Source organism: Methylorubrum zatmanii, from assembly GCF_014845115.1.
In the GTDB taxonomy this organism is placed as follows: domain Bacteria; phylum Pseudomonadota; class Alphaproteobacteria; order Rhizobiales; family Beijerinckiaceae; genus Methylobacterium; species Methylobacterium zatmanii.
This window is the reverse complement of the sequence record NZ_NKUI01000035.1, coordinates 1-10,686: the sequence shown is the minus strand read 5'-3', so window position 1 is coordinate 10,686 and position 10,686 is coordinate 1. Positions and strand designations below refer to the sequence as shown.

General features: G+C 69.7%; 9 protein-coding genes. 1 reads left to right on the top strand and 8 read right to left on the bottom strand.

The features are described 5' to 3' along the window. Window positions 1–2,044, top strand: a 2,044-nt coding sequence (locus MZTS_RS04670; protein ID WP_192282152.1) for a ComEC/Rec2 family competence protein, incomplete at its 5' end; no start/stop codon positions are given. On the opposite strand, the gene lexA is transcribed toward MZTS_RS04670, so the two are convergent. The 8 genes from lexA to MZTS_RS04630 all read right to left on the bottom strand — a co-directional run bounded on the left by lexA (window position 2,038) and on the right by MZTS_RS04630 (window position 10,442). After that, entirely contained in the window at window positions 2,038–2,760 is a 723-nt protein-coding gene (gene lexA, locus MZTS_RS04665) for a transcriptional repressor LexA (RefSeq protein WP_192282149.1), read from the bottom strand. The genes MZTS_RS04670 and lexA overlap by 7 nt on opposite strands. Before the next feature lie 163 nt (window positions 2,761–2,923). After that, window positions 2,924–3,664 carry a DUF1236 domain-containing protein gene (locus MZTS_RS04660; RefSeq protein ID WP_192282146.1) on the bottom strand — a complete coding sequence of 247 codons (741 nt, stop codon included), beginning with the start codon at window positions 3,662–3,664 and terminating at the stop codon, window positions 2,924–2,926. A gap of 266 nt (window positions 3,665–3,930) precedes the next feature. Then, entirely contained in the window at window positions 3,931–4,755 is an 825-nt protein-coding gene (locus MZTS_RS04655; RefSeq protein ID WP_192282161.1) for a 3-oxoadipate:acetyl-CoA acetyltransferase, read from the bottom strand. Window positions 4,756–4,767: 12 nt separating this feature from the next. Beyond that, entirely contained in the window at window positions 4,768–5,847 is a 1,080-nt protein-coding gene (locus MZTS_RS04650) for a tartrate dehydrogenase (RefSeq protein ID WP_192282143.1), read from the bottom strand. 80 nt (window positions 5,848–5,927) lie between these two features. Further along, window positions 5,928–6,392, bottom strand: a complete 465-nt coding sequence (locus MZTS_RS04645) for a hypothetical protein (protein WP_192282140.1) — start codon at window positions 6,390–6,392, stop codon at window positions 5,928–5,930. 156 nt (window positions 6,393–6,548) lie between these two features. Further along, window positions 6,549–7,427, bottom strand: a complete 879-nt coding sequence (locus MZTS_RS04640) for an aldo/keto reductase (RefSeq protein ID WP_192282137.1) — start codon at window positions 7,425–7,427, stop codon at window positions 6,549–6,551. A gap of 77 nt (window positions 7,428–7,504) precedes the next feature. Further along, a complete protein-coding gene (locus MZTS_RS04635) occupies window positions 7,505–8,278 on the bottom strand; it encodes a hypothetical protein (RefSeq protein ID WP_343068699.1) in 774 nt (257 codons plus the stop codon). 166 nt (window positions 8,279–8,444) lie between these two features. After that, the gene (locus MZTS_RS04630; protein WP_246481994.1) at window positions 8,445–10,442 is read right to left on the bottom strand and encodes a methyl-accepting chemotaxis protein; all 1,998 of its coding nucleotides are present in this window, start codon (window positions 10,440–10,442) and stop codon (window positions 8,445–8,447) included. Window positions 10,443–10,686 lie beyond the last annotated feature (244 nt).

Sequence of the window (10,686 nt, the reverse complement as noted above, 5' to 3'; positions counted from 1 at the left end):
GCCGCTGATCGCGGCGGCCCTGAGCCTTGCCATTACCCCGGCCTTGCGGGCGCGCCCGGTCGCGCTCGCCCTCGCCTTGGCCGTCGCTTCCGTCTTCCTCGGCTTCGCGGCCGGCGTCTGGCGGGTGGCCTCGGTGGCGGGGCCGGTGCTGACACGGGTCGCCATCGCGCCCTTGGTCGGTGTGGTCGAGGGCCTCGACGAGCGCGAAGGCGGTGCCCGGCTGATCGTTCGGGTGGAGAGCTTCGGCACCCTCGACGCGGCGAGCCGTCCGTACCGGGTGCGGGTCTCCTATCGGACGGCGCAGATCGTGCGGCCGGGCGATGCGATCCGGGCCACCGCCCGCCTGCTGCCGCCCCCGGAAGCGGCGCGGCCGGGCGGCTACGATTTCGCCCGCGATGCCTACTTCCGCGGCATCGGCGCCGTGGGCTCGCTCGTCGGCAAGGTGGAATTGCGGCCGGCCACCGCACCGCTTCCGCTGTCGCTGCGCCTGGCCGCCGCCGTCGATGCGGCCCGCAACGCCCTGACCCGGCGCATCACCGATGCCATCGGCGGCCAAGCCGGCGCCGTCGCGGCCGCCCTCGTCACTGGCAAGCGCGGGCTGATCTCGGCCGAGACCAACGACGTGCTGCGGGCGGCCGGGATCTATCACGTCGTCTCGATCTCCGGCTTGCACATGGTGCTCGCCGCCGGGGTCGTGTTCTGGCTGGTGCGGGCGGGGCTCGCCCTGGTGCCGATTCTCGCGCTCACATGGCCGATCAAGAAGATCGCCGCCGGGGCGGCGATGCTCGGCGTGACCGCCTACTGCGCCTTCTCGGGCTGGGACGTGGCCGCCGAGCGCTCCCTCATCATGACCCTGGTGATGCTCGGCGCGATCCTCGTCGACCGGCCGGCGCTCAGCATGCGCAACCTCGCGCTCGCCGCGATGCTGGCGCTCGCCCGCGAGCCGGAGGCCTTGCTGGGGCCGAGTTTCCAGATGTCCTTCGGCGCGGTGGCCGGGTTGATCGCCTGTGCCCCGCTCCTCGACGGGCGTCTGTTCCGAACGGGCAGCCCGTCCCGGCTGGGACGAGCCGCATCGTGGCTGGCGACGACGGTGGTGGGCACCCTGGCCACCACCCTTGTGGCGCAGATCGCCACGGCGCCCTTCGCCACCTACCATTTCCAGACGGTTCAGCCCTTCGGCATCGTCGGCAATGCCCTGACCCTGCCGCTGGTGTCGCTGGTGGTGATGCCCTCGGCGGTGCTCGGCATGCTGGCCTATCCCTTCGCCCTCGACCGCCCGGTCTGGTGGCTGATGGGTCTCGCCGTGCGCGGCATGTTGGAGATCTCGGGCTGGATCGCCCAGTTCGGCCGGGCCACTCTCGTGCTGCCGGCTTTCGAGCCGGGGGCGATGATCTGGCTCGCCGCCGCCCTTCTGATCGCGACCCTGCCGGTGTCGCGGCTTCGCCTACTCGCTCTGCTCCCCGCCGGGATCGGCCTCGCCCTGGCGGCGGTTCCGACCCGCTTCGACATCTACATCGACCGGGACGGCGCGGGCGCGGCGGTGCGCGGGCGGGACGGCCGGCTCGCGGTTCTCGGCCGTCCGCCGGGTTTCGTCCTGGAGCAATGGCTGAAGGCGGATGGCGACGGGCGCAGGCCCGAATCCGCGAGCGGCGAGGCCGGGCCACGCTGCGACCGCCTCGGCTGCACCCTCGTTGCCGTCGATGGCCGCGCGGTCGCCCTCGTCGCCGACAAGCGCGCCTTCCCCGAGGATTGCGCGAGAGCCGACATCCTGATCAGCCGCCTGCGCGCCCCACCGGGCTGCGCCGCACCCGTGATCGCCGACCGCTCCTTCCTGGCGGCGCGGGGCGCCGCCGCGATCCGCTTGGGTGCCGGAAGGGTGGAGATCGTCGGCGCCCGCGACACGGGACGGGCGAAGCCCTGGCAGCCCCGGCCCCTCACGGGAATGGGGCCGCCGATGCCGAGCGAGCCGTCCAATCCGGACCCGACCGGAGAGACAGGCCCGGCCGATATCGCCGGGCCGCCTTCCGCGGAAAGCCTTCAGTAGCGGCGCACGAGGCTGACCAGCTTGCCCTGGATACGCACCCGGTCGGGCCCGAGCACGCGGGTCTCGTAGGCCGGGTTGGCGGCCTCCAGGGCGATCGAGGAGCCGCGACGGCGCAGACGCTTGAGGGTGGCCTCCTCGTCGTCGATCAGGGCAACGATGATGTCGCCGTTATTGGCGGTGTCCTGCTTGTGGATCACCACGAGGTCGCCGTCGAGGATGCCGGCCTCGACCATCGAGTCGCCGCGCACCTCCAGGGCGTAATGCTCGCCACCGGACAGAAAATCCGGTGACATCGCGATGGTGTGGCTCTGGCTCTCGATCGCCGAGATCGGCGTGCCGGCGGCGATCCGGCCCATCACCGGCACCATCACCGAGTGACCGTTCCCGTCATGGGCCTGGAGCATCGGCGGCTTCGGCGCCGGCGGCTTGCCGGACAGTCCGCCCTCGACCACGCTCGGGGTGAAGCGGCGCGGCTCGGCAGCGACCGGCTTCGCGGCAGGCGCGTCGGGCATGCGCAGGATCTCGATGGCCCGCGCCCGGTTCGGCAGCCGGCGCAGGAAGCCGCGCTCCTCCAGCGCCATGATCAGGCGGTGGATGCCGGATTTCGACTTGAGATCGAGGGCGTCCTTCATCTCGTCGAAGGAGGGGGGAACTCCGCCCTCCTGCATCTTCAACTGGATGAACTGGAGCAGCTCGAGTTGCTTGCGGGTCAGCATGCGGCACCTGCTGTCGACCGCGGGCCGGGGGCGCCGCAGAATCGTTAGAAACAAAGCGCGAACAGCCTAGACGTTCCTCACCTGTTCCGCAAGCAGAGGTCCCGACGCACGAAGGGCGGCGAAGCCGAAGCGCCGCCGCCCTTCTTCACGCCGTTGCGCCGGATCAGGCCGGGATGATGTCGACGATCTCGTAGGTGTCGGGATCGATGATGACGATGTCGTCGCCGACGAGGATGAACTGAAGGCCGCGATAGGCCGGAACCACCGAGAGAATCGCCGGGGGCAGCGGGTGCAGGGTCACCGAGCGCGGAATCGCCGTGCCGACATTGAGCGCGAAGTTCACGTTGTTGACCGGACGGACATTGGTGCGGGTGATCGACTGGCGGAACTCGCTGCGCTGGGTCGAGCTCAGGCTCTTCGATGCGCCCCGTGCCTCGGAAGCGCCGCGACCGCCGCGTTCCGCCGCCCCGTCGCGATCACGGGAACCGCGCTCGCCGCCCGCATCGCGGCCATTTCGGCCGTCGCGGTCGCCGCGCTCAGCCTTGCCGGGTTCACGATTGCCACGCTCACCCTGCGCGTCGCGCGCGCCCGGCTCGCCCGCACGGGACGCGCCGCCCTCCCGGCCGTCACGGGGGCCGGCCTCGCCGCCATCGGCACCGCCGCGCGTGGCCCCGGCGGGTCCGCCGGTGTCGCTCCCGCGGGCACCGCCGACTTCCGCGCCACCTGCCGCGCCGCTCCGGGCTCCGCCGGCTGCACCGCCGCCGGCACCCGTTGCGCCGCCCGGACCGCCGGCACCGCCCGCGCCACCGCCGGCTCCACCCGCACCACCTCCCTGAGCGAGTGCGGTGGCTGCGCCGAGTACGAGAATGGCTGCGGTGGCGGTGCTGCGAAAGAACTTCGTCATCGTCCGTTCCTGTCTCTGCCGGCGGCCGACACGGCGCCGTAACCGGGCCCGCAACGGCGAGGTCAGGAAAACCGTTCCCACAAGATCGAAATACGGTGGTCTGGATCGGTTGATCTTGTCCGGAGTCGAGTGCGATGCGTTCAGCTGAGCCGTCTTCTTCGATTGACTTAGATCAAGTCTTTCTCGACGGTTCTCGCGACATCGGGAGCCTCACGGGGCGGTCGACCCCGCTCAAGCGGCCACTCGAAGCGCCGAAGGGGGACGCATCACGACAGGTGCAGGAGAGTCCTTGCCTCGGCGGGAGTCGCCGGGCGGGCTCCGTGCTCGGCGCAGATCCCGGCCGCCAGCCGCACGAGGTCGGCATTGCCGTCCGCGAGCCGCTCCTTCGTGAGGCGGACATTGTCCTCCAGCCCTGTGCGCACGCCCTGTGCCCCTCGTGCAAGCGCCCAGCCCATCACCGTGCTCTGGAAGCGGCCGATACCGAAGGCGCCCCAGCTCGCCCGTGGCAGCAGGCGCCGGGTTTCGGCGAGCAGAAGGTCGAGCAGGTGCTGATCCGGCGGCAGGGCGTTGCGGATGCCCATGACGAACTGGACATGCACCTCTGCGCCGATCAGGCCCTCGTCCACGAGGCGGCGGGCGTTGTGGAGATGGGTGAGGTCGAACACTTCGATCTCGGCGCGCACCCCGGTCTCGCGCATCCGCCCGGCAAGCGCCGTGAACAGGGGGGCGGGGTTCTCATAGACCCCCTCGCCGAAATTGACCGAGCCCGCCGTCAGCGAGGCCATGTCCGGCCGGTGGGCGAGGCAGGCCCCCCGCTCGACCGGATCGCAGCCGCCGCCGCTGGTCGAGAACTGCACGATCATGTCCGGGCAGTGCCGGCGGATGCCCGCCTGCACTTGCCCGAAGCGGTCAGGATCGAGGGACGGACTCTCGTCGTCGTCGCGCACGTGGATATGGGCGAGGGCCGCCCCGGCCTCGTAGGCCGCATGGGTCGATTCGATCTGCTCGGCCGGCGTGATCGGCACGGTCGGGTTGTCGGCCTTGCGGGCGACCGAGCCGGTGATCGCCACCGTGACGACGACGGGTCGCATCATGACAGCCCTCTAGCCGAGCGCCTGCTCGACTGCCCGGCCGCAGGTCTGCGTATCCGCCGTGCCACCGAGGTCGCGCGTGCGCAGGGCCTTCTCGGTCAGAACGCGCTCGATGCCGGCGACGATCTCGGCGGCGGCTTCGCGCTCGCCGAGATGCTCCAGCATCATCGCGCCCGACCAGATCTGGCCGATCGGGTTGGCGACGCCCTGACCGGCGATATCGGGGGCCGAACCGTGAACCGGCTCGAACACGGACGGATAGCGCCGCTCCGGGTTGATGTTGCCGGAGGGGGCGATGCCGATGGTGCCGGTGCAGGCCGGGCCGAGATCGGAGAGGATGTCGCCGAACAGGTTCGACGCCACCACCACGTCGAACCGGTCCGGGTTCAGCACGAAATGCGCGGTCAGGATGTCGATGTGGTACTGGTCCCAGCGGACATCCGGGTAGCTCTCGGCCACGGCGCGCACCCGTTCATCCCAGAACGGCATGGTGATCGAGATGCCGTTGGACTTGGTGGCGGAGGTCAAGTGCCGCTTCGGCCGGCTCCGGGCCAAGTCGAAGGCGAATGTGAGAACCCGGTCGACACCGTGGCGGGTGAAGACCGATTCCTGCACAGCGAATTCGCGCTCGGTCCCGGGGAACATCCGCCCGCCGGCATTCGAATATTCGCCCTCGGTATTCTCGCGGACCACCCAGAAGTCGATATCGCCGGGCTCGCGGCCCGCCAAGGGCGACGGAACACCTGGCATCAGGCGCACCGGACGCAGGTTGACGTACTGATCGAATTCGCGGCGGAACTGGATCAGCGAGCCCCAGAGGGAGATGTGGTCCGGCACCCGCTCCGGCATGCCGACGGCGCCGAAGAAGATCGCGTCCTGGGGGGCGAGCTTGTCCTTCCAATCCTCGGGCATCATCTGCCCGTAGCGCTCGTAATAGTCGCAGGAGGCGAAATCGAACCAATCCTGCACGATTTCGAAGCCGTGGCGCCGGGCGGCGCGCTCCAGCACCCGCATTCCCTCCGGCACGACCTCCTTGCCGATGCCGTCGCCGGGAATCACCGCGATCCTGTAGCTGCGCTTCGCTTCGGCCATGCCACTCGCCCTTGTCGCCGCCCCGGCTGTTCACTTGCGCCCGGGCGTGGCGGCGTCAATGGCGCGCATGAAGGCAGCGGTTAATGGATCGAGCCGGTTGTCTCACCGGGGCAGGCCTCCTGGGGGCGGGCGCGCAGGACTCGCCTCAGGCGCAGCGGCTGTGCGCCGTCGGCGCCGTTGAGCGTGCCGGTCAGGGCGTCCGATCCGGCGGTGCCGTGGAAGCTGACGAGTCCGGCCGGCGTCTCGATACGGAAGGCCACCGCCTTGGTGGTGTCGTCGACGGTGACCGCCGTCTCGACGGGTCCGGCCAGGCCCGCACCTTCGTAGACGAGGTTGTCACCCTTCGGCCACCGCTTGAGCGTGATGCGCCGCCCGGCTTGGCTGCCGTCCTCCGGCATGGTGCAGAGATCGGCATAGACGTAGGTGCCTGAGACCCATCGGGGCTGCGCCGCGGCCGGGCTGAGGGCGGCGCCGACGGAGGCCAAGCCCAGCAGGGCCGCGCCGCTGAGGAATCCGGAGCGAAGAAGTCTGTCCGCTGAGGTCATGCCGCTCCTCCCTGCCGGCGCCACGCCCGCGCCGGGGACGGAAAGGTCGAGGATGCCTTCAGGTTCCTGGTGCCTGACCGCGCGGTGCGTGCAAGCACCCGGCGTGCCAGCCTCGCGCTCAAGCCCGTCTTTCAGGAGGAAGGACAGGTTCGCGGATCAAGCGCCGAGATTCTGCCACGCCTCGCGCCCTGCCCGGTCGAGGATCGCGAAATCCTCCTCGCTCAAGGAGAGGTCTGCGGCGGCGGCGTTCAGGGCGAGGTGTTCGGGATCGCCGGTGCCGGGAATCGGCAGCATCACCGGCGAGCGCCTCAGGAGCCACGCCAGGGCGACGGCGCTTCCGCTCGCGCCGAGGCGGCCGGCAATCGCCTCCAGGGCGGATTCGGGGCCGGCCAAGGACCCCTTGTCGAGGGGCGCCCAGGGGATGAAGCCGATGCCGTGGCGCTCGCAATGCTCCAGCACCGCCTCGCTGGTGCGGTCGACGAGGTTGTAGCGGTTCTGCACGCTCGCCACCGGGAAGAACCGGCGGGCCGCCTCGATCTCCTCGACCGATACCTCGGAGAGGCCGACATGGCGGATCAGCCCCTCCTCCCGCATGGCCGCGATGGCCTCGAACTGCGCCTCGCGCGGGCAGTCCGGGCCGATCCGGTGTAATTGCCAGAGGTCGATGCGGTCGAGGTGCAGGCGCCTGAGGCTCATCAGCACGCATTGGCGCAGATAGTCGGGGTTGCCGACCGGCCGCCAGATGTCGGGCCCATGCCGGGTCAATCCGCCCTTGGTGGCGACGACGAGGCCGTCATAGGGATGCAAGACCTCGCGGATCAGATCCTCGCTGACAAAGGGGCCGTAGCTGTCGGCGGTATCGATCAGATCGATCCCGAGGCCGGGAACCGCCCGCAGGGTCGCCCTCGCCTTCTCGACATCGGGCGGATCGCCCCAGATGCCGGCCCCGGTGATGCGCATGGCGCCGAACCCGAGCCGGTGAACGGTGAGATCTCCGCCGATCGCGAAGGTGCCGGATGCCGCGACGCTCGCCATGCCTGTCGTCCTCTCGGATCGGTGCCGATGCCCTGGAAACGCGACAGGCCGATGCGGGGTCCACGCGAGGCGCGACTTCAGAATTCGCGGATCAGGCGCAGGGCCGAGACCAGAGCTGGGGCGTGGCCGGTCCGGAACTCGACGCCGAGACCCGCCTGAACGCTCGTCACCTCCGTCAGCCGGCGGTGAAGCTGCGGGATGACCAGGGCGCGCGTGGCGTCGTCTCGCGCGATGCCCTGACTGAGGTTGAACTCGAGCCCGACCACCGTTGCCGGGTCGAGATCGTAGAAGATCGTGTGATTGAGGAGCAGAGAGGTCGGGCCGAGGCGCTGCAGGCCGACCTGACGCAGGCCGGCCATGCTCAGCATGCTCCAGCGCGCGTCGAGGCGGTAGCCGGAGATGTAGAGCAGGGCGTTACGCCAGGTCGCGCTGTCGCGGTCGTACTGGCCGATGGCCTGCCAGCCATGGATCCAGCGTCCCTCCGCGCCGGTGCCGAAGGTGCCCTGCAGGGCGAATTTGTACTGGGTGAAGCGCCCATCCTCGAACGGCAGCTCGATCTCGAGGGATTGCCCATCCGCGTAGGCGTATTCGAGTTCCGGTGCCCAATCGGTCGGGCCCCGGCCGAGGGGGCGGGTGGCCAGGATATTGACCTCGCGCTCCCCCGCTTGTGCCCCGAGGGGGCGTACCAGATCGAACACCATCGGTTCGGGGATGCGCGGATTTTCGGAGGCGAGCGGCTCGGCGCGGGCGATGCCGCCGCCTTGCGGCGCGCAGGCAAGCAGGAGGGCGACGACGCAGCCAAGGCCGGAGGGCCGGGTTCCGAACGGACGAGGGCGCTCACGTGGAGGCACGGCGCGTCGGCCCGGATCCGGCTTCCGGGTCGAAGCGCCGGTCGGGTGATCGGTGTGCGGTGGCGATACCGGTCTCAGGGCCCTGGCGTCTCGTCAGCCGGTCCTGTCTCAAGGTAGACCGCTCACCGGTAAACGCCGGCGAGCGGTCCTTTCATCCACCGGCCGATCAGGCCGCCCGGATCGCGGCGAGGAAATCCTCGACCTCGCGCTTCACGTTCTCCGATTGGGTCGCCAGTTCGGCGGAGGCCATCATCACCTGCTGGGCCGCCGATCCGGTCTCGCTCGACAGCGCCTGCACCTGCGCCACGCTCCGGGACACGTCCTGCGTGCCGCGGGCCGCCTCCGAGGCGTTGCGGGCGATCTCATCGGTGGCCGCCGTCTGCTGCATCACCGTCTCCACGATCGAGGCGGCGATGTCGTTGACCGAGACGATGGTCCGGCCGATCTGGTGGATCGCACTGAGCGCATGGGCGGAGGCGGATTGGATGGCGGCGACCTGATCGGAGATCGCCTCGGTGGTGCGGGCGGTCTGCGCGGCCAACTCCTTCACCTCGGTGGCGACGACGGCGAAGCCGCGCCCCGCCTCTCCGGCCCGTGCCGCTTCGATGGTCGCGTTGAGCGCCAGCAGGTTGGTCTGGCCGGCAAGGCCGGAGATCATCGTGACCGCCTCGCCGATCTTCTCGGCCGCCCGGCTGAGATGGGTCATGGATTCCGTGGTCGCGTGAGCGTCCTGGGCGGCATGATTCGCCACCTCGTTGGATTGCTGGACACGCCGCTCGATCTCGCCGAGAGACGCAACCATCTCCTCGGCGGCCGCCGCCACGGTCTGGACGTTCGTGGTGGCTTCCTCCGCGGCAGCGCTGGACGACACCGCCTGCCCGTTGGTGCTTTCGGCGACCTGGGTCATGGACCGGGCGGTGACGTCGAGTTCGGTCGCCGCCGAAGTGACGATGGCGATGGCCGACGCGATCTTCTGCTCGAAGCCGCGCACCAGGTGATCGACCCGGTCGGCCCGGCGCTGGCGGGCCGATTGCTGGGCGATCTGATCCGCCTCCAGCTCCATGCGCGCCACGGCGTTCTGGCGGAAGACCTCCACGGCCTGCGCCATGCGGCCGATCTCGTCCACGGCGTCCCGGGACGGCACGACGAGCTCAGTCTCGCCCGCAGCGAGGCGGCCCATGGCCTCCGTCATTCCCGAAATCGGGCGGAGGAGGCTGCGAGCGATCAGGGCCGCCAGGGCGGCGCCCGCCGCCAGGATCAGGCCGAGCAGGGCGAGCTGGATGTTGCCGGCCGTGGTCATGGCGGCTTTGCTCTGTGCCACCCCCTCTGCGAGGGCGGGTTCGAGCTTCCGGCGCACGTTCAGGCCGACGCTGCCGATGGCATCGACCTGCGGCTTCAGGGTGTCCTCGAAGAAGCGCTCGCTCTCGACGATGGCCTGCGAGGCCGCGACGAAGCTGGCATTGAGGCGCTGCAGCGCCTCGGCCACAGCCTTCAGAGCCTTCTGGTTCGCGGCCGTGAGATCCATCTCCTTCAGCCTCGCGACGGCCGCTTCGGCCCCGTTGAAGGCATGGGCCGAGAGCGCCCGCCCCTTCGGATCCTTGGTGGCGAGGAAGCGCCAGTTCATGACGCGAAACAGGAGCATCGCCCGGTCGACTTCCATGGCCTGGGCGATCACCGCCTCGTCGCCGCTGGCACGCAGTTGCGCCACGAGGGCGCCCGCGGCCTTCGTCAGGTCGTCGCCGTTGCTGTAGACGCCCGCCCGGTGCTCACGGATCCGATCGACCAGCTCGACCAGCTGCGGAAGCGTGGTCTGGAGTTCGCGGGTCTGCGCCCGGAGCTGCTTGTAGGCGGCGCGACGTTCCGCGCTCGGGGAGCGGGCGATGAGGGCGTCCGACAGCTGCTCGATCGACTGCAGGGATGCGACCATGCCGGTGGCAGAGTTCGGGTCGAGCGTCAGCCGGTATTGGGCGGCCTGGCCGATCAGGCGGTCGGTGAGGCCGTTGATGGTGTAGAGGTTGCGGGTTGCCGTCTCGAGTTGCTCCTGCACCTGGAAGGTCTGATCGAGGCTCGTGAGATTTCGATAGGAAAACGCACCCATACCGCATGACAGAAGGACGAGCGCGGCGAAGCCGCCATAGAGTCGCGAGCGAATGCCGAGTTTCATGGCGAGGAGAGCCGAGCTGTGGAATCTAACGAATGTTAAGGGAGAAATTCCTTCTCTCGTCTTAACATAAGATCATTTCGCCCGGGAAAGAGACAGTTGCACTGAGGCAGGCCTGTCTGCTGCCCAGGATGTCAATCGGCGTCCAATCGGGACCCAGGATCGGCGTCCAAAAAGGGCTCTGACTCACTTTTGGTGCAGGCGAGTTGATGGATCTCGGCTTTTGCCGTCGGAGATCCTGCCTGTA

Bases quoted from the DNA above. Each gene is read 5' to 3' on its own strand.
- lexA (WP_192282149.1), bottom strand. From the start codon at position 2,760: ATGCTGACCCGCAAGCAACTCGAGCTGCTCCAGTTCATCCAGTTGAAG.
- MZTS_RS04660 (WP_192282146.1), bottom strand. From the start codon at position 3,664: ATGACGAAGTTCTTTCGCAGCACCGCCACCGCAGCCATTCTCGTACTC.
- MZTS_RS04655 (WP_192282161.1), bottom strand. From the start codon at position 4,755: ATGCGACCCGTCGTCGTCACGGTGGCGATCACCGGCTCGGTCGCCCGC.
- MZTS_RS04650 (WP_192282143.1), bottom strand. From the start codon at position 5,847: ATGGCCGAAGCGAAGCGCAGCTACAGGATCGCGGTGATTCCCGGCGAC.
- MZTS_RS04645 (WP_192282140.1), bottom strand. From the start codon at position 6,392: ATGACCTCAGCGGACAGACTTCTTCGCTCCGGATTCCTCAGCGGCGCG.
- MZTS_RS04640 (WP_192282137.1), bottom strand. From the start codon at position 7,427: ATGGCGAGCGTCGCGGCATCCGGCACCTTCGCGATCGGCGGAGATCTC.
- MZTS_RS04630 (WP_246481994.1), bottom strand. From the start codon at position 10,442: ATGAAACTCGGCATTCGCTCGCGACTCTATGGCGGCTTCGCCGCGCTC.